The sequence below is a fragment of the Pseudomonas sp. Pseusp9 genome, assembly GCF_059491265.1.
Map to the genome: position 1 here is coordinate 5818475 of NZ_CP168500.1, position 18495 is coordinate 5836969.

The following is an 18495-nucleotide window of genomic DNA, read 5'->3' on the forward strand; positions in this document are numbered from 1 at the left end:
ACCCCTTCCTTACTCAGCACTGCTGCTGAAATCGAGATCTTGGCCTGGCTGAAGGGAGATAACTGCCTTCTTCCAGTCATTACGCTTGCCCAGACCGCGAGCAGTGCGCTTGCTCTTACCCAGAACGTTCAGGGTAGTAACACGCTCTACTTTCACGCTGAACAGGCTTTCGACGGCCTTCTTGATTTCCAGCTTGGTTGCGTCAGTAGCAACCTTGAAAACGAACTGGCCTTTCTTGTCTGCCAGAACCGTAGCCTTCTCGGAAACGTGCGGGCCAAGCAGAACTTTAAATACGCGTTCCTGGTTCATCCCAGCAGCTCCTCGAATTTCTTCACGGCCGACACGGTGATCAACACCTTGTCGTATGCGATCAGACTAACTGGATCGGAACCTTGCACGTCACGTACATCTACGTGTGGCAGGTTACGAGCAGCCAGGTACAGGTTCTGATCAACAGCGTCCGACACGATCAGAACGTCGGTCAGGCTCATGTTGTTCAGTTTGCCCAGCAGGTCTTTGGTTTTCGGCGTTTCAACGGCGAAATCCTGAACCACGACCAGACGATCAGTACGCACCAGCTCAGCAAGGATGGAACGCATTGCTGCGCGGTACATCTTCTTGTTCAGCTTCTGGGAGTGATCCTGTGGACGAGCTGCGAAAGTGGTACCACCGCCACGCCAGATTGGGCTACGGATAGTACCGGCACGAGCACGGCCAGTACCTTTCTGACGCCATGGGCGCTTACCGCCACCACGAACGTCGGAACGGGTCTTTTGCTGCTTGGAACCCTGACGGCCGCCAGCCATGTAGGCCACGACTGCTTGGTGAACCAGCGTCTCGTTGAACTCGCCGCCAAATGTCAGTTCGGAAACTTCGATCGCTTGAGCGTCATTTACATTTAATTGCATGTCAGCTTCCCCTTAACCGCGAGCCTTGGCTGCTGGACGTACAACCAAGTTGCCGCCAGTAGCGCCAGGAACAGCGCCCTTGACCAACAACAGATTGCGTTCAGCGTCCACGCGCACTACTTCGAGGGACTGCACGGTCACGCGCTCAGCGCCCATATGACCGGACATTTTTTTGCCCTTGAATACACGACCAGGAGTCTGGCACTGGCCGATAGAGCCTGGAACGCGGTGGGATACGGAGTTACCGTGGGTGTTATCTTGCCCGCGGAAATTCCAACGCTTGATCGTACCCTGGAAGCCTTTACCCTTGGACTGACCGGTTACATCAACCAGTTGACCAGCGGCGAAGATTTCAGCGTTGATCAGATCGCCGGCCTGGTACTCGCCTTCTTCAAGGCGGAATTCCATTACGGTACGACCAGCGGCAACGTTCGCTTTAGCGAAGTGGCCAGCCTGAGCTGCTGTTACACGCGAAGCACGACGCTCGCCGACAGTGACTTGCACTGCACGATAGCCATCGGTTTCTTCAGTTTTGAACTGGGTGACGCGATTCGGCTCGATCTCAATGACCGTGACCGGAATGGAGACACCTTCTTCGGTGAAAATACGGGTCATACCCGCTTTACGACCGACTACACCAATAGTCATGTTGTAAACCTCATGAGTGTACGGGGCTTTCACCCGCTATGGCCGCCCATTTCAGAGCGTTACACGACTAAGACCGAGTCTTAGCCGAGGCTGATCTGCACTTCCACACCGGCCGCAAGATCAAGCTTCATAAGAGCATCAACGGTTTTATCCGTTGGCTGGACGATGTCCAGAACGCGCTTATGAGTACGGATCTCGTACTGGTCACGCGCGTCTTTGTTGACGTGCGGGGAGACCAGAACGGTGAACCGCTCTTTACGGGTAGGCAGTGGAATTGGACCACGCACTTGAGCACCAGTACGTTTCGCGGTTTCCACGATTTCCTGGGTGGATTGGTCGATCAGGCGATGGTCGAAAGCCTTCAACCTGATACGGATTTGCTGATTTTGCATTGGATTTCAGACTCCGGCTGCTATTCCCACCGGGCGCAATACGCCCGTTAAAAGGAGGCGCAATTCTATAGACGCCCCAGATGGGTGTCAACCCAATAAAAAAGCCCCCGCTGAGCGGGGGCCTTTCAAAGCATCGAAGCTATCTCAAAAGAGATGCTTACTCGATGATTTTGGCTACGACGCCAGCGCCGACGGTACGACCGCCTTCACGGATAGCGAAACGCAGGCCGTCTTCCATTGCGATGGTCTTGATCAGGGTAACTTCCATCTGGATGTTATCACCTGGCATTACCATTTCAACGCCTTCTGGCAGCTGGCAGTTACCAGTCACGTCAGTAGTACGGAAGTAGAACTGTGGACGGTAGCCTTTGAAGAACGGAGTGTGACGACCGCCTTCTTCCTTGCTCAGAACGTAAACTTCTGCGGTGAACTTGGTGTGCGGCTTAACCGAACCTGGCTTAACCAGAACCTGGCCACGCTCAACGTCGTCACGCTTGGTACCACGCAGCAGAACGCCGCAGTTCTCGCCAGCACGACCTTCGTCGAGCAGCTTGCGGAACATTTCAACACCGGTGCAGGTGGTGGTGGTGGTGTCACGCAGACCAACGATTTCCAGTGCATCTTGAACGCGAACGATACCGCGCTCGATACGACCAGTCACAACAGTACCACGACCCGAGATCGAGAATACGTCTTCGATTGGCATCAGGAATGGCTTGTCGATAGCGCGCTCTGGTTCTGGGATGTAGCTGTCCAGAGTTTCAACCAGTTTACGAACGGCAGTGGTGCCCATTTCGTTGTCGTCTTTGCCTTCCAGCGCCATACGAGCCGAACCGATGATGATTGGAGTGTCATCGCCCGGGAAGTCGTAGGTGGACAGCAGGTCGCGAACTTCCATCTCGACCAGTTCCAGCAGCTCAGCGTCGTCTACCAGGTCAGCCTTGTTCAGGAAAACCACGATGTACGGAACGCCTACCTGACGGGACAGCAGGATGTGTTCACGGGTTTGTGGCATCGGACCATCAGCGGCCGAGCAAACCAGGATCGCGCCGTCCATCTGGGCAGCACCGGTGATCATGTTCTTCACATAGTCAGCGTGACCTGGGCAGTCAACGTGAGCGTAGTGACGGATCTTCGAGTTGTACTCGACGTGCGCGGTGTTGATGGTGATACCACGAGCTTTTTCTTCTGGCGCGCTGTCGATTTTATCGAAATCAACGATTGCGGAACCGAAAACTTCGGAGCAAACGCGAGTCAGAGCTGCGGTCAGAGTGGTTTTACCGTGGTCAACGTGACCGATGGTGCCAACGTTGACGTGCGGTAGGGAACGATCAAATTTTTCTTTAGCCACGACAATTAACTCCTTGCCTAAAGGACTGAATCAGCCTTGTTTTTTGGTTACAGTTTCGACGATGTGCGACGGAGCTGTATTGTATTTTTTGAATTCCATAGAGTAGCTTGCGCGACCCTGGGACATCGAACGAACGTCGGTCGCATAACCGAACATCTCGCCCAACGGAACTTCAGCACGGATCACCTTACCGGAGACCGTGTCTTCCATACCCAGAATCATGCCGCGACGACGGTTAAGGTCGCCCATCACGTCACCCATATAGTCTTCAGGCGTAACAACCTCTACCGCCATGATCGGCTCGAGCAACTCACCACCGCCCTTCTGGGCCAGTTGCTTGGTCGCCATGGAAGCAGCCACCTTAAACGCCATCTCGTTCGAGTCGACGTCGTGGTAAGAACCATCAAACACGGTAGCCTTCAGGCCGATCAGCGGATAGCCGGCAACTACGCCGTTCTTCATCTGCTCTTCGATACCCTTCTGGATAGCCGGGATGTATTCCTTAGGAACCACACCACCCACTACTTCGTTCACGAATTGCAGACCTTCCTGACCTTCGTCAGCAGGAGCAAAACGGATCCAGCAATGGCCGAACTGGCCACGACCGCCGGACTGACGAACGAACTTGCCTTCGATTTCGCAATTCTTCGTGATGCGCTCACGATACGAAACCTGAGGCTTACCGATGTTGGCTTCGACGTTGAACTCACGGCGCATCCGATCAACCAGGATGTCCAGGTGCAGCTCGCCCATGCCGGAGATGATCGTTTGACCAGTCTCTTCATCAGTCTTGACGCGGAAAGACGGGTCTTCCTGAGCAAGTTTGCCCAGAGCGATACCCATTTTTTCCTGGTCATCCTTGGTCTTAGGCTCTACGGCAACCGAGATAACCGGCTCCGGGAAGTCCATGCGAACCAGGATGATTGGCTTGTCAGCGTTGCACAAGGTTTCACCGGTGGTGACGTCCTTCATGCCGATCAGGGCCGCGATGTCACCAGCGCGTACTTCCTTGATCTCTTCACGGGCGTTTGCGTGCATTTGCACCATACGACCCACGCGCTCTTTCTTGCCTTTAACCGAGTTGATCACGCCGTCGCCGGAGGCCAACACGCCCGAGTAAACGCGGACGAAGGTCAAGGTACCCACGAATGGGTCGGTAGCGATCTTGAACGCCAGAGCCGAGAACGGCTCGTTGTCGTCTGCATGACGCTCCATTTGCTTTTCCTCGTCATCCGGGTCAGTACCCTTGATGGCAGGAATGTCGGTCGGAGCCGGCAGATAGTCGATAACGGCGTCGAGAACCAGGGGAACACCCTTGTTCTTGAAGGAAGAACCGCAAACAGCCAGAACGATCTCACCAGCGATAGTACGCTGACGCAGAGCGCCCTTGATTTCCTCGATGGAGAGCTCTTCGCCTTCGAGGTACTTGTTCATCAGCTCTTCGCTGGCTTCAGCCGCAGCCTCTACCATGTTGTTGCGCCACTCTTCAGCCAGTTCCTGCAGTTCAGCAGGGATAGCTTCGCGACGTGGAGTCATGCCCTTGTCAGCATCGTTCCAGTAAACCGCTTCCATGGTCATCAGATCGATCTGACCCTGGAAGTTGTCTTCGGAACCGATAGCCAACTGGATCGGCACCGGAGTGTGACCCAGACGCTGCTTGATCTGAGCGATCACACGCAGGAAGTTCGCACCGGCACGGTCCATCTTGTTCACGTAAACGATACGTGGAACGCCGTACTTGTTGGCTTGACGCCATACGGTTTCGGACTGAGGCTCAACGCCGGAAGTGCCGCAGAACACAACGACCGCGCCGTCGAGTACACGCAGGGAACGTTCAACTTCAATAGTGAAGTCTACGTGACCCGGGGTATCGATGACGTTGAAGCGGTACTGGTCCTTGTGCTGCTTGGCCGAACCCTGCCAGAAGGCGGTAATGGCAGCAGAAGTAATGGTAATACCACGCTCCTGCTCCTGCACCATCCAGTCAGTGGTCGCAGCGCCGTCATGCACTTCGCCCATCTTGTGGCTTTTGCCAGTGTAAAAAAGGACGCGCTCGGTGGTGGTGGTTTTACCAGCATCCACGTGAGCAACGATACCGATGTTACGGTAGCGATTAATCGGTGTAGTACGAGCCATAAAGCCCTCGCAAAATGAGTGACGCTAGAATTAGAAGCGGTAGTGCGAGAAAGCCTTGTTGGCTTCAGCCATACGGTGCACGTCTTCACGCTTCTTAACTGCAGCACCTTTACCTTCGGCGGCGTCCAACAGTTCGCCAGCCAAACGCAGAGCCATGGACTTCTCGCCGCGCTTGCGGGCGAAGTCTACCAGCCAGCGCATTGCCAGAGCGTTACGACGGGAAGGACGAACCTCGACCGGAACCTGGTAAGTAGCACCACCAACGCGGCGCGACTTCACTTCGACCAGCGGAGCGATGGCGTCGAGTGCTTTTTCGAAGAGTTCCAGGGGATCGGTGCCGGCCTTACGAGCCTTCACGGTATCCAGGGCACCATAAACGATACGCTCGGCAACGGCTTTCTTGCCGCTTTCCATTACGTGGTTCATGAATTTGGCGAGGATTTGGCTTCCGTATTTCGGATCGTCCAGAATCTCACGCTTGGCTGCTACGCGACGTCTTGGCATTGATAAGCCCTCAAACGGTCTTCAGGTTAGCCCGGGACAGATCCTGTGGATACGTGCCCGACCTTACTCTTATCGACTCAATAAAATTAAAAACTGCAAAACGGCCGATTACTTCGGACGCTTGGTACCGTACTTCGAACGACCCTGGTTACGACCTTTAACACCGGAAGTATCCAACGAACCGCGAACGGTGTGGTAACGAACACCTGGCAAGTCTTTTACACGACCGCCGCGGATCAGTACCACGCTGTGCTCTTGCAGGTTGTGGCCTTCACCACCGATGTACGAGGAAACCTCGAAACCGTTGGTCAGACGCACACGGCATACTTTACGCAGTGCCGAGTTAGGTTTTTTCGGCGTGGTGGTGTACACACGGGTGCACACGCCACGGCGTTGCGGGCAGTTCTGCAGCGCAGGCACGTCGGATTTCTCGACGATACGCTTACGCGGCTGACGTACCAGCTGGTTGATAGTTGCCATCTACTAGCTCCACTGTTGTCTTGCGACGCTATTGTCTTGCAAGAAAAGCAAAATGGCAGGAACGAGTTCCCGCCAAATTTAGGGGTACAAGAGTCTAAAGAGGATCTTGTCCCCAGTCAAGGCAAGGCCCCGCCCTCCCCGCTCATCCAATCTCGACAATTTGTCTCGATTCGATGAACGGAGCGACCAGGGCCTCACACTCATTTACCGCAGAACTCAGTTACCGCTCGAGTTCAGCGCTTCGGTCAGTGCAGCTTCCACTTCACTGGCGCTTACGCGCAACGGCTTGTCTGCATCACGGCGGCGCTTACGCTCGCTGTGATATGCCAGGCCGGTACCAGCCGGGATCAGACGACCCACGACCACGTTTTCTTTCAGGCCGCGCAGGTAATCGCGCTTGCCGGTTACCGCCGCTTCGGTCAGTACGCGAGTGGTTTCCTGGAAGGAAGCCGCCGAGATGAACGATTCGGTGGACAACGACGCCTTGGTGATACCCAGCAGAACGCGAGTGAACTTGGAGACAAATTTGTCTTCGCCGCTCAAACGTTCGTTCTCTACCAGAACGTGAGTCAATTCCATCTGGTCGCCCTTGATGAAACTGGAATCGCCGGATTCAGCGATTTCAACTTTACGCAGCATCTGACGCAGGATGGTCTCGATGTGCTTGTCGTTGATCTTCACGCCTTGCAGACGGTAAACGTCCTGGATCTCGTTAACAATGTACTTGGCCAGCGCACTCACACCCAGCAGACGCAGGATGTCGTGTGGATCGCTCGGACCGTCGGAGATAACTTCGCCGCGGTTTACCTGTTCGCCTTCGAACACGTTCAGGTGACGCCACTTCGGAATCAGCTCTTCGTACGGATCGCTACCGTCGTTCGGGGTAATGACCAGACGGCGCTTGCCCTTGGTCTCTTTACCGAACGCGATGGTGCCGCTGACTTCAGCCAGAATCGACGCTTCTTTCGGACGACGAGCTTCGAACAAGTCGGCAACACGCGGCAGACCACCGGTGATGTCACGGGTCTTCGAAGTTTCTTGCGGGATACGAGCGATAACATCACCGATCGCGATCTTCGCACCGTCCGCTACACCGACCAGGGCGTTGGCTGGCAGGAAGTACTGAGCGATAACGTCAGTGCCTGGCAGCAACAGATCCTTGCCGTTGTCGTCGACCATCTTCACGGCAGGACGAATGTCCTTGCCGGCAGCTGGACGATCTTTGGCGTCAAGTACTTCAATGTTGGTCATACCGGTCAATTCGTCAGTCTGACGCTTGATCGTGATGCCTTCTTCCATGCCCACGTAGGTCACGGTACCTTTCATTTCGGTAACGATTGGGTGAGTGTGCGGATCCCACTTGGCCACGATTGCGCCAGCGTCGACCTTGTCACCTTCTTTAACCGAAATCACGGCACCGTACGGCAGCTTGTAACGCTCACGCTCACGACCGAAGTCATCAGCGATGGCCAGCTCACCGGAACGGGACACAGCAACCAGGTGGCCATCCACTCGCTCAACGTGTTTCAGGTTGTGCAGACGGACGGTACCGCCATTCTTCACCTGAACGCTGTCCGCAGCGGAGGTCCGGCTTGCCGCACCACCGATGTGGAACGTACGCATCGTCAGCTGGGTACCCGGCTCACCGATGGACTGGGCAGCGATAACGCCGACCGCTTCACCGATGTTCACCTGGTGACCACGAGCCAGGTCACGGCCGTAGCACTTGGCACAAATGCCGTAGCGGGTTTCGCAGCTGATCGGCGAACGCACGATCACTTCGTCGATGCTGTTCAGCTCGATGAACTCGACCCACTTCTCGTCTACCAGGGTGCCGGCAGGAACGATGACGTCCTCGGTACCTGGCTTGAATACGTCACGGGCGATAACACGACCCAATACGCGCTCACCCAACGGCTCTACAACGTCACCGCCTTCAATGTGCGGAGTCATCAGCAGACCGTGTTCGGTGCCGCAATCGATCTCGGTTACAACCAGATCCTGCGCCACGTCTACCAGACGACGAGTCAGGTAACCGGAGTTAGCGGTTTTCAACGCGGTATCCGCCAGACCTTTACGAGCACCGTGAGTCGAGATGAAGTACTGGAGTACGCTCAGACCTTCACGGAAGTTCGCAGTAATCGGCGTTTCAATGATGGAACCGTCCGGCTTGGCCATCAGGCCACGCATACCGGCCAGCTGACGAATCTGTGCTGCGGAACCCCGCGCACCCGAGTCGGCCATCATGTACATCGAGTTGAAAGACTCCTGGTCGACTTCGACGCCATGACGGTCGATGACTTTCTCTTTCGAGAGGTTGGCCATCATCGCCTTGGAAACTTCGTCGTTCGCCTTGGACCAAAGGTCGATCACTTTGTTGTACTTCTCGCCCTGGGTTACCAGGCCGGAGGCGTACTGACTTTCGATCTCTTTCACTTCGTCGGTGGCAGCACCGATGATGCGGGCTTTTTCATCCGGGATAACGAAGTCGTTAACACCGATGGAAACGCCGGAAATGGTCGAATAGGCAAAACCGGTGTACATCAACTGGTCAGCGAAGATCACGGTCTCTTTCAGACCAACCACGCGGTAGCACTGGTTGATCAGCTTGGAGATCGCCTTTTTCTTCATCGGCAGGTTGACGACGTCGTACGACAGACCTTTTGGCACAACCTGGAACAACAGCGCACGGCCGACAGTGGTGTCGACGATACGGGTGTTGGTCACGCTGCCGCCATCACGGTCGTTGACGGTTTCGTTGATCCGGACTTTGACCTTGGCGTGCAGTGCGGCTTCGCCGGCACGGAACACACGGTCAACTTCCTGCAGATCCGCGAACACACGACCTTCGCCCTTGGCGTTGATCGCTTCACGCGTCATGTAGTACAGACCCAATACAACGTCCTGCGACGGAACGATGATTGGCTCACCGTTGGCTGGCGACAGAATGTTGTTGGTCGACATCATCAACGCACGCGCTTCCAGCTGGGCTTCCAGCGTCAGCGGTACGTGCACGGCCATTTGGTCGCCGTCGAAGTCGGCGTTGTACGCGGCGCAGACCAGAGGGTGCAGCTGAATAGCCTTGCCTTCGATCAGTACCGGTTCAAACGCCTGGATGCCCAGACGGTGAAGGGTCGGTGCACGGTTGAGAAGAACCGGGTGTTCGCGAATCACTTCAGCGAGAACGTCCCAGACTTCCGGCAGCTCGCGCTCGACCATCTTCTTGGCAGCTTTGATGGTGGTCGCGAGACCACGCATTTCCAGCTTGCCGAAAATGAACGGCTTGAACAGCTCGAGAGCCATCTTCTTCGGCAGACCGCACTGGTGCAGACGCAGGGTCGGACCTACGGTAATTACCGAACGGCCGGAGTAGTCAACACGCTTACCGAGCAAGTTCTGACGGAAACGACCCTGCTTACCCTTGATCATGTCAGCCAGGGATTTCAGAGGACGCTTGTTGGAACCGGTGATAGCGCGGCCACGACGACCGTTGTCGAGCAGTGCGTCGACGGCTTCCTGCAACATACGCTTTTCGTTGCGCACGATGATGTCCGGAGCGGACAGATCCAGCAGGCGCTTCAAACGGTTGTTACGGTTGATCACTCGACGATACAGATCGTTGAGGTCGGAAGTCGCGAAGCGACCGCCATCCAGCGGGACCAGTGGACGCAGATCTGGCGGCAGAACCGGCAGAACGGTCAGCACCATCCACTCTGGCAGGTTGCCGGAACCCTGGAAGGCTTCCATCAACTTCAGACGCTTGGACAGCTTCTTGATCTTGGTTTCGGAGTTGGTTTGCGGAATCTCTTCACGCAGACGGCCAATCTCGTGCTCCAGGTCGATAGCGTGCAGCAGTTCACGGACAGCTTCGGCACCCATGCGGGCATCGAAATCGTCGCCAAACTCTTCCAGCGCTTCGAAGTACTGCTCATCGTTCAGCAGCTGACCTTTTTCAAGGGTGGTCATGCCCGGATCGATAACGACGTAGCTCTCGAAGTAGAGAACGCGTTCGATATCACGCAGGGTCATGTCCATCAGCAAGCCGATACGGGACGGCAGCGATTTCAGGAACCAGATGTGAGCAACTGGCGAGGCCAGTTCGATGTGCGCCATGCGCTCACGACGAACTTTTGCCAGCGCGACTTCAACGCCGCACTTCTCGCAGATTACGCCACGGTGCTTCAAGCGCTTGTACTTACCGCACAGGCACTCGTAATCCTTTACCGGGCCAAAGATCTTGGCGCAGAACAGGCCGTCACGCTCTGGTTTGAACGTACGGTAGTTGATGGTTTCCGGCTTTTTAACTTCACCGAACGACCACGAACGGATCATCTCAGGCGATGCCAATCCGATACGGATGGCGTCGAACTCTTCGACTTGACCCTGGTTTTTCAGCAAATTCAGTAGGTCTTTCAAGGCCTTTCCTCCTGGCGGAGCAGAGAGCGGGCAATCCTGCCCCGCTCTCGATTCGCGTCACGTGTTATTCGGTTTCCAGATCGATATCGATGCCGAGGGAACGAATTTCCTTGATCAACACGTTGAAGGACTCGGGCATGCCCGGCTCCATACGGTGATCGCCATCCACGATGTTCTTGTACATCTTGGTACGGCCGTTCACATCGTCCGACTTCACTGTGAGCATTTCTTGCAGAGTGTAAGCGGCACCGTATGCTTCCAGTGCCCAGACCTCCATCTCCCCGAAACGCTGACCACCGAACTGCGCCTTACCACCCAGCGGCTGCTGGGTAACCAGGCTGTACGAACCGGTAGAACGCGCGTGCATCTTGTCGTCTACCAAGTGGTTCAGCTTCAGCATGTACATGTAGCCAACGGTAACCGGGCGCTCGAACTTGTTGCCGGTACGGCCGTCGGTCAGCTGCATCTGGCCGCTTTCTGGCAGGTCCGCCAGTTTCAGCATGGCCTTGATTTCGCTTTCCTTGGCACCGTCGAACACTGGAGTGGCCATTGGAACGCCACCACGCAGGTTTTGAGCCAGATCCAGGATTTCCTGGTCCGAGAAGTCATCGAGGCTTTCCTGACGACCTCCGATCTCGTTGTAGATCTCGTGCAGGAACTTACGCAGCTCGGCTACTTTGCGCTGCTCTTCAACCATGCGGTTGATCTTCTCGCCCAGACCTTTGGCCGCTAGGCCCAGGTGGGTTTCAAGGATCTGACCGACGTTCATACGCGAAGGTACGCCCAACGGGTTGAGGACAACGTCGACCGGGGTGCCATTGGCATCGTGCGGCATGTCTTCAACCGGCATGATCACGGAGACCACACCCTTGTTACCGTGACGACCGGCCATCTTGTCGCCCGGCTGGATGCGACGACGGATTGCCAGGTAAACCTTGACGATTTTCAGCACGCCCGGAGCCAGGTCATCGCCCTGCTGCAGTTTGCGCTTCTTGTCTTCGAACTTGTCGTCCAGCAGACGGCGACGATCAACGATGTAGGCCTGGGCCTTCTCGAGCTGCTCGTTCAGAGCATCTTCAGCCATGCGCAGTTTGAACCACTGGCCGTGCTCGAGACCGTCGAGAACTTCGTCGGTGATGTCCTGACCTTTCTTCAGACCGGCGCCGCCTTCGGCTTTGTGGCCGACCAGAGCGGAACGCAGACGTTCGAAAGTAGCACCTTCAACGATACGGAACTCTTCGTTCAGGTCCTTGCGGATCTCGTCCAGCTGGGACTTCTCGATCGACAGGGCACGAGCATCACGCTCAACGCCGTCGCGGGTGAAGACCTGTACGTCAATGACAGTACCTTTGGTACCGGTAGGTACACGCAGGGAGGTGTCTTTAACGTCGCTGGCTTTTTCACCGAAGATCGCACGCAGCAGTTTTTCTTCCGGAGTCAGTTGGGTCTCGCCTTTCGGAGTGACCTTACCGACCAGGATGTCGCCTGCGCCAACTTCAGCACCTACGTAAACGATACCGGCTTCGTCCAGCTTGTTCAGTGCCGCTTCACCCACGTTCGGGATGTCGGCAGTGATTTCCTCTGGGCCAAGCTTGGTGTCACGGGCCACACAGGTCAGTTCCTGGATGTGGATCGTGGTGAAACGGTCTTCCTGAACCACACGCTCGGACAGGCAGATGGAGTCTTCGAAGTTGAAGCCGTTCCATGCCATGAACGCGATGCGCATGTTCTGACCCAGTGCCAGTTCACCCATGTCGGTGGACGGGCCGTCGGCCATGATGTCGCTACGCTGAACCCGATCACCCTTACGCACCAGCGGACGCTGGTTGATGCAGGTGTTCTGGTTGGAGCGGGTGTATTTGGTCAGGTTGTAGATGTCGACACCGGCTTCACCGGTTTCAACTTCGTCATCGGCAACACGAACCACGATACGGCTGGCGTCGACGGAGTCGATCACGCCACCACGACGAGCCACGACGCAAACGCCGGAGTCACGGGCTACGTTACGCTCCATGCCGGTACCTACCAGCGGCTTGTCGGCACGCAGGGTTGGTACAGCTTGACGCTGCATGTTCGAACCCATCAACGCACGGTTGGCGTCGTCGTGCTCGAGGAACGGAATCAGCGACGCTGCAACCGAAACTACCTGCTTCGGCGAAACGTCCATCAATGTGACGTCTTCCGGCGCCTTGACGGTGAATTCGTTCAGGTGACGAACAGCTACCAGCTCGTCGATCAGGACTTTCTTGTCGTTCATCGTGGCCGAAGCCTGAGCGATCACGTGATCAGCTTCTTCGATGGCGGACAGGAACACGATCTCGTCGGTGACCAGAGCGTCTTTCACCACGCGGTACGGGCTCTCGAGGAAGCCGTACTGGTTGGTGCGCGCATAGGCGGCCAGGGAGTTGATCAGACCGATGTTCGGACCTTCCGGCGTTTCAATCGGGCATACACGACCGTAGTGAGTCGGGTGTACGTCACGAACTTCAAAGCCGGCGCGCTCACGAGTCAGACCGCCTGGGCCGAGTGCAGAGACACGACGCTTGTGGGTGATCTCGGACAGCGGGTTGTTCTGGTCCATGAACTGGGACAGCTGGCTGGAACCGAAGAACTCTTTCACCGCCGCAGCCACTGGCTTGGCGTTGATCAGGTCTTGCGGCATCAGGCCTTCGCTTTCAGCCATCGACAGACGCTCTTTGACCGCACGCTCAACACGTACCAGGCCAACGCGGAACTGGTTCTCGGCCATTTCGCCTACGCAGCGAACACGACGGTTACCCAGGTGGTCGATGTCATCGACGATGCCTTTACCGTTACGGATGTCGACCAGGGTCTTCAGTACCGCGACGATGTCTTCCTTGCACAGCACGCCCGAACCTTCGATCTCGGTACGACCGATACGACGGTTGAACTTCATCCGGCCGACCGCAGACAGGTCATAGCGCTCAGGGCTGAAGAACAGGTTGTTGAACAGGGTCTCGGCAGCGTCTTTGGTTGGCGGCTCGCCAGGACGCATCATGCGATAGATCTCGACCAGCGCTTCCAGTTGGTTGCTGGTGGAGTCGATCTTCAGGGTGTCGGAGACGAACGGACCGCAGTCGATATCGTTGGTGTACAGAGTTTCGATGCGAACAACCTGAGCCTTGGCGATTTTGGCCAGGATCTCGGTGTTCAGCTCGGTGTTGCACTCTGCCAGGATTTCGCCGGTTGCCGGGTGCACGATGACCTTGGCGGTTGTGCGACCCAGGACGTAGTCCAGAGGCACATCCAGCTCTTTGATCCCGGCTTTTTCCAGCTGGTTGATGTGGCGAGCGGTGATACGACGACCTTGCTCGACAATAACCTTGCCTTTGTCATCCTGAATATCGAGGACAGCGATTTCACCGCGCAGGCGCTGAGGCACCAGCTCCAGGCTCAGGGTCTCGCCCTTCACGTGGAATACGTTGGTGGTATAGAACGCGTCCAGCACTTCTTCAGTGGTATAGCCCAGCGCGCGCAGCAGTACCGAGGCAGGCAGCTTGCGACGACGGTCGATACGCACGAATACGCAGTCTTTCGGGTCGAACTCGAAGTCCAGCCACGAACCGCGGTAAGGAATGATGCGCGCGGAGTACAGCAGTTTGCCGGAGCTGTGCGTCTTGCCACGGTCGTGGTCGAAGAACACGCCCGGGGAACGGTGCAGCTGGGAAACGATTACACGCTCGGTACCGTTGATTACGAAGGTACCGTTTTCAGTCATCAGGGGGATTTCACCCATGTAGACTTCTTGCTCTTTGATGTCCTTGATCGCTTTGTTCGACGATTCTTTGTCGAAAATGATCAGGCGCACTTTTACCCGCAAAGGTACGGCGTAAGTTACACCGCGCAATACGCATTCTTTGACATCAAATGCCGGTTCGCCCAGACGATATCCGACGTACTCCAGCGCAGCATTGCCGGAGTAGCTGATGATCGGGAAAACGGATTTGAAGGCCGCATGCAGGCCCACGTCGCGGAACTGATCTTTAGTCGCTCCCGCTTGCAAGAATTCACGATACGAATCCAGCTGGATGGCCAGGAGGTACGGCACATCCATGACGTCCGGCAACTTGCTAAAGTCCTTGCGGATACGTTTTTTCTCAGTATATGAGTAAGCCATCAGCGTTCCCCAGCTTGGTCACCTGCTTGTTTGGCCCCTCCCGACGGGAGCAGCCAGAAAATCGTGCAAACCCCATGGTTTGCGCCACCGCATCGGGTGGTTACAGCACGTTATCGGCACCGACCCAGTCGGCTGCCAATAACGGAAAAAGGCCGGTGGCAAGAGCCACCAGCCATCAGCCTGTCGCTTAACGCTCGGGCTGGAGGAGCAAAGTCGATGCTTACTTCAGCTCGACTTTAGCGCCTGCTTCTTCCAGAGCTGCTTTGGCTTTGTCAGCTGCGTCTTTGGCAACAGCTTCCAGAACCATGGCAGGTGCGCCGTCAACTACAGCCTTGGCTTCTTTCAAGCCCAGACCGGTCAGTTCACGTACAGCCTTGATCACGTTAACTTTCTTCTCGCCAGCTTCGGTCAGCATGACGTTGAATTCGGTTTGCTCTTCAGCAACGGCAGCAGCAACAGCTGGACCAGCCGATGCAGCAGCAGCGGTAACACCGAATTTTTCTTCGAAAGCTTTGATCAGCTCAACAACTTCCATTACGGACATGTTGCCAACTGCTTCAAGGATATCGTTCTGAGAGATAGACATGAATCTAATTCCTGATATTGGGGACGGCCTACGCGACCATCGAAAAAAACAAAAAACGCGAGAAGTTGACGAGCCTTAGGCTGCAGCAGCTTCTTTCTGGTCGCGAATTGCCGCCAGAGTACGAGCCAATTTGCTGGTAGCGCCTTGAATCACGCTCATCAGCTGAGAAATTGCTTCGTCACGGGTCGGCAGAGTTGCCAGTACGTCGATTTGGTTAGCTGCGAGGAACTTGCCCTCGAACGCAGCTGCCTTGATCTCGAACTTGTCCTGACCCTTTGCGAATTCCTTGAAGATCCGGGCAGCAGCGCCTGGATGTTCCTTGGAGAACGCAATCAGGGTAGGGCCGGTGAACACGTCGTTGAGAACACTGAATTCAGTGTCAGCAACAGCGCGCTTGAGCAGGGTGTTACGTACGACACGTACGTAAACGCCAGCTTCACGAGCCTCTTTACGGAGTCCGGTCATCGCGCCTACTGTTACGCCACGGGCATCAGCCACGACAGCGGACAGAGCGACTTTGGCAGCCTCGTTGACTTCAGCGACGATGGCCTTCTTGTCTTCGAGTTTAATTGCCACGGGTTTAACTCCTGCTTGTTACCGTTTCATCTGGTCGAAACCGGATGTCGTTTTGGTGTCTGATTCGGTAAGGAACCGGGAGCACCATCTGCGTAGGCTTGTGGTTTAAGACTTGCGCCGCCTACGGTCTTGGATAGCCCCCGCCAGGCAGGGACCCCAATTTTTCAATTGGCGCAATCGCTTGCGCCAATTTGTGTCTTACGCGTCGAGCGAGCTTTGGTCGATGACCAGACCTGGGCCCATAGTGGTGCTCAGGGTAACGCGCTTGACGTAAATGCCTTTCGAGGAAGCTGGTTTGATACGCTTCAGATCAGCGATCAGGGCTTCAACGTTTTCCTTCAGCTTGACGGCGTCGAAGCCGATCTTGCCAACGGAAGTGTGGATGATGCCGTTTTTGTCGGTGCGATAACGAACCTGACCAGCCTTGGCGTTTTTAACCGCGGTAGCTACGTCTGGGGTTACGGTGCCGACTTTAGGGTTAGGCATCAGGCCACGTGGACCGAGGATCTGACCCAACTGACCTACAACGCGCATGGCATCCGGGGATGCAATCACTACGTCATAGTTCAGGTCGCCGCCTTTCATTTCGGCAGCCAGGTCATCCATGCCTACGCGGTCAGCGCCGGCAGCCAGAGCGGCTTCAGCAGCTGGACCCTGGGTGAACACAGCAACGCGAACAGTCTTGCCAGTGCCGTGTGGCAGCACAGTAGCGCTACGAACGACCTGGTCGGATTTACGCGGGTCAACACCCAGGTTTACAGCTACGTCGAACGACTCGCTGAACTTGACAGTCGACAGCTCGGCCAGCAGAGCAGCGGCGTCTACAAAGTTGTAGGCCTTGCCTGCTTCGATTTTGCCGGCGATAGCCTTTTGACGCTTGGTCAGCTTAGCCATTACACACCCTCCACGTTAAGGCCCATGCTACGAGCAGAACCGGCGATAGTACGCACGGCTGCTTCCATATCAGCTGCAGTCAGATCCGCGTTTTTGGTTTTCGCGATTTCTTCCAGCTGAGCACGAGTCACGGTGCCAACCTTAACGGTGTTCGGACGAGCGGAACCGCTGGTCAGACCGGCCGCCTTCTTCAGCAGAACCGAAGCAGGGGTGGATTTGGTTTCGAAAGTGAAGCTACGGTCGCTGTAGACAGTGATGATCACTGGAGTCGGCAGACCTGGCTCAAGACCCTGAGTACGGGCGTTGAAAGCCTTGCAGAATTCCATGATGTTCACGCCGTGCTGACCCAGAGCAGGACCAACAGGTGGGCTTGGGTTAGCCTGAGCGGCCTTCACTTGCAGCTTGATGTAAGCGGTAATCTTCTTGGCCATGAGGCACTCCAATTACGGGTTCGAACGCCTCGAGAGGCTCCCCGGTTACTTGCGCGTTTATCCCAGTGACGACAAAACCCCACAGCCTACGGCTGCGGGGTTGGGATTTTTGTTCAACTAGACCTTTTCGACCTGGCTGAACTCGAGCTCCACCGGAGTAGAGCGACCGAAAATGAGCACTGCGACCTGGATCCGGCTCTTTTCGTAGTTAACTTCTTCAACAACACCGGTAAAGTCCGCGAACGGGCCGTCATTGACGCGTACCGACTCGCCTGGCTCGAACAACGTCTTCGGCTTCGGCTTGTCGCTACCATCAGCAACGCGGCGCAGAATCGCTTCTGCTTCTTTATCGGTGATCGGCGCGGGCTTGTCGGCGGTACCGCCGATAAAACCCATCACCCGAGGAGTATCCTTGACCAAGTGCCAGGTACCCTCATTCATATCCATCTGCACCAGCACGTAGCCAGGGAAGAACTTGCGTTCGCTTTTGCGCTTCTGGCCATTACGCATTTCAACCACTTCTTCAGTGGGAACCAGAATCTCGCCGAAGCCGTCTTCCATACCGGCCAGCTTTACGCGCTCGATCAGCGAGCGCATTACATGCTTCTCGTAACCGGAGTAAGCATGCACAACATACCAACGCTTAGCCACGGGACACCCTTAGCCGACGATCAAGGAAACAAGCCAGCCGAGCAGGGAATCTAGCCCCCACAACAGCAACGCCATAACCAGAACAACAGCCACCACAATCAGGGTGGTCTGCGTGGTTTCTTGGCGAGTTGGCCAAACGACTTTACGAATCTCGGTGCGAGCTTCCTTAACCAGTACAAAGAAAGACTTGCCCTTCGCAGTCTGCAGGCCTACAAAGGCAGCTACAGCAGCAATGGCGAGCAATGCGAGTACTCGGTACAGGATCGGCGAAGCAGAGAAATACTGATTTCCAACAACGCCAACAATCACCAGAGCGACTACTACCAGCCACTTGAGGAGATCGAAGCGAGAGCCTTGAGCTTCAGCTTTAGGAGTCATCTATGA

The 18495-nt window shown here is 55.9% G+C and carries 16 protein-coding genes; all 16 read right to left on the bottom strand.

Annotation, left to right across the window (positions count from 1 at the left end; genetic code table 11):
- Positions 1 to 9: 9 nt before the first annotated feature.
- Entirely contained in the window at positions 10 to 309 is a 300-nt protein-coding gene (rplW, locus tag ACEN8E_RS26590) for a 50S ribosomal protein L23 (RefSeq protein WP_002555488.1), read from the bottom strand.
- Positions 306 to 908 (bottom strand): 50S ribosomal protein L4, encoded by a 603-nt coding sequence (gene rplD, locus ACEN8E_RS26595; RefSeq protein WP_003228735.1) that lies wholly within the window; start codon positions 906 to 908, stop codon positions 306 to 308. The genes rplW and rplD overlap by 4 nt, the downstream gene beginning before the upstream one ends.
- A gap of 12 nt (positions 909 to 920) precedes the next feature.
- On the bottom strand, positions 921 to 1556 hold the full coding sequence (gene rplC, locus ACEN8E_RS26600) for a 50S ribosomal protein L3 (protein WP_007955641.1): 636 nt from the start codon (positions 1554 to 1556) through the stop codon (positions 921 to 923).
- An 80-nt stretch (positions 1557 to 1636) separates the two neighbouring features.
- On the bottom strand, positions 1637 to 1948 hold the full coding sequence (rpsJ, locus tag ACEN8E_RS26605) for a 30S ribosomal protein S10 (RefSeq protein ID WP_003186070.1): 312 nt from the start codon (positions 1946 to 1948) through the stop codon (positions 1637 to 1639).
- 157 nt (positions 1949 to 2105) lie between these two features.
- Positions 2106 to 3299, bottom strand: a complete 1194-nt coding sequence (gene tuf, locus ACEN8E_RS26610; protein ID WP_008053875.1) for an elongation factor Tu — start codon at positions 3297 to 3299, stop codon at positions 2106 to 2108.
- 30 nt (positions 3300 to 3329) lie between these two features.
- Positions 3330 to 5435 (bottom strand): elongation factor G, encoded by a 2106-nt coding sequence (gene fusA, locus ACEN8E_RS26615; RefSeq protein WP_057400627.1) that lies wholly within the window; start codon positions 5433 to 5435, stop codon positions 3330 to 3332.
- Between the two features lie 30 nt (positions 5436 to 5465).
- Entirely contained in the window at positions 5466 to 5939 is a 474-nt protein-coding gene (rpsG, locus tag ACEN8E_RS26620) for a 30S ribosomal protein S7 (protein ID WP_007970418.1), read from the bottom strand.
- A gap of 108 nt (positions 5940 to 6047) precedes the next feature.
- Positions 6048 to 6419: a 30S ribosomal protein S12 gene (gene rpsL, locus ACEN8E_RS26625; protein ID WP_003186084.1), complete on the bottom strand. Its 372-nt coding sequence runs from the start codon at positions 6417 to 6419 to the stop codon at positions 6048 to 6050.
- A 216-nt stretch (positions 6420 to 6635) separates the two neighbouring features.
- Positions 6636 to 10835 carry a DNA-directed RNA polymerase subunit beta' gene (gene rpoC / locus ACEN8E_RS26630; protein ID WP_007984408.1) on the bottom strand — a complete coding sequence of 1400 codons (4200 nt, stop codon included), beginning with the start codon at positions 10833 to 10835 and terminating at the stop codon, positions 6636 to 6638.
- Positions 10836 to 10899: 64 nt separating this feature from the next.
- Complete coding sequence (rpoB, locus tag ACEN8E_RS26635) at positions 10900 to 14973, bottom strand: DNA-directed RNA polymerase subunit beta (protein ID WP_007984407.1); 4074 nt, start codon at positions 14971 to 14973, stop codon at positions 10900 to 10902.
- Positions 14974 to 15193: 220 nt separating this feature from the next.
- Positions 15194 to 15559: a 50S ribosomal protein L7/L12 gene (gene rplL, locus ACEN8E_RS26640; RefSeq protein ID WP_007970414.1), complete on the bottom strand. Its 366-nt coding sequence runs from the start codon at positions 15557 to 15559 to the stop codon at positions 15194 to 15196.
- 75 nt (positions 15560 to 15634) lie between these two features.
- Positions 15635 to 16135: a 50S ribosomal protein L10 gene (gene rplJ, locus ACEN8E_RS26645; RefSeq protein ID WP_007970413.1), complete on the bottom strand. Its 501-nt coding sequence runs from the start codon at positions 16133 to 16135 to the stop codon at positions 15635 to 15637.
- A gap of 198 nt (positions 16136 to 16333) precedes the next feature.
- Positions 16334 to 17029 carry a 50S ribosomal protein L1 gene (gene rplA, locus ACEN8E_RS26650; protein WP_003186095.1) on the bottom strand — a complete coding sequence of 232 codons (696 nt, stop codon included), beginning with the start codon at positions 17027 to 17029 and terminating at the stop codon, positions 16334 to 16336.
- On the bottom strand, positions 17029 to 17460 hold the full coding sequence (gene rplK, locus ACEN8E_RS26655; RefSeq protein WP_007933726.1) for a 50S ribosomal protein L11: 432 nt from the start codon (positions 17458 to 17460) through the stop codon (positions 17029 to 17031). The genes rplA and rplK overlap by 1 nt, the downstream gene beginning before the upstream one ends.
- A gap of 117 nt (positions 17461 to 17577) precedes the next feature.
- Complete coding sequence (nusG, locus tag ACEN8E_RS26660) at positions 17578 to 18111, bottom strand: transcription termination/antitermination protein NusG (protein WP_007984405.1); 534 nt, start codon at positions 18109 to 18111, stop codon at positions 17578 to 17580.
- Positions 18112 to 18120: 9 nt separating this feature from the next.
- The gene (gene secE, locus ACEN8E_RS26665) at positions 18121 to 18489 is read right to left on the bottom strand and encodes a preprotein translocase subunit SecE (RefSeq protein ID WP_008018201.1); all 369 of its coding nucleotides are present in this window, start codon (positions 18487 to 18489) and stop codon (positions 18121 to 18123) included.
- Between the last annotated feature and the right edge of the window lie 6 nt (positions 18490 to 18495).

Excerpts from the sequence above, each read along its gene's own strand:
- rplW (WP_002555488.1), bottom strand. The coding sequence starts at position 309 with ATGAACCAGGAACGCGTATTTAAAGTTCTGCTTGGCCCGCACGTTTCC.
- rplD (WP_003228735.1), bottom strand. The coding sequence starts at position 908 with ATGCAATTAAATGTAAATGACGCTCAAGCGATCGAAGTTTCCGAACTG.
- rplC (WP_007955641.1), bottom strand. The coding sequence starts at position 1,556 with ATGACTATTGGTGTAGTCGGTCGTAAAGCGGGTATGACCCGTATTTTC.
- rpsJ (WP_003186070.1), bottom strand. The coding sequence starts at position 1,948 with ATGCAAAATCAGCAAATCCGTATCAGGTTGAAGGCTTTCGACCATCGC.
- fusA (WP_057400627.1), bottom strand. The coding sequence starts at position 5,435 with ATGGCTCGTACTACACCGATTAATCGCTACCGTAACATCGGTATCGTT.
- rpsG (WP_007970418.1), bottom strand. The coding sequence starts at position 5,939 with ATGCCAAGACGTCGCGTAGCAGCCAAGCGTGAGATTCTGGACGATCCG.
- rpsL (WP_003186084.1), bottom strand. The coding sequence starts at position 6,419 with ATGGCAACTATCAACCAGCTGGTACGTCAGCCGCGTAAGCGTATCGTC.
- rpoB (WP_007984407.1), bottom strand. The coding sequence starts at position 14,973 with ATGGCTTACTCATATACTGAGAAAAAACGTATCCGCAAGGACTTTAGC.
- rplL (WP_007970414.1), bottom strand. The coding sequence starts at position 15,559 with ATGTCTATCTCTCAGAACGATATCCTTGAAGCAGTTGGCAACATGTCC.
- rplA (WP_003186095.1), bottom strand. The coding sequence starts at position 17,029 with ATGGCTAAGCTGACCAAGCGTCAAAAGGCTATCGCCGGCAAAATCGAA.
- rplK (WP_007933726.1), bottom strand. The coding sequence starts at position 17,460 with ATGGCCAAGAAGATTACCGCTTACATCAAGCTGCAAGTGAAGGCCGCT.
- secE (WP_008018201.1), bottom strand. The coding sequence starts at position 18,489 with ATGACTCCTAAAGCTGAAGCTCAAGGCTCTCGCTTCGATCTCCTCAAG.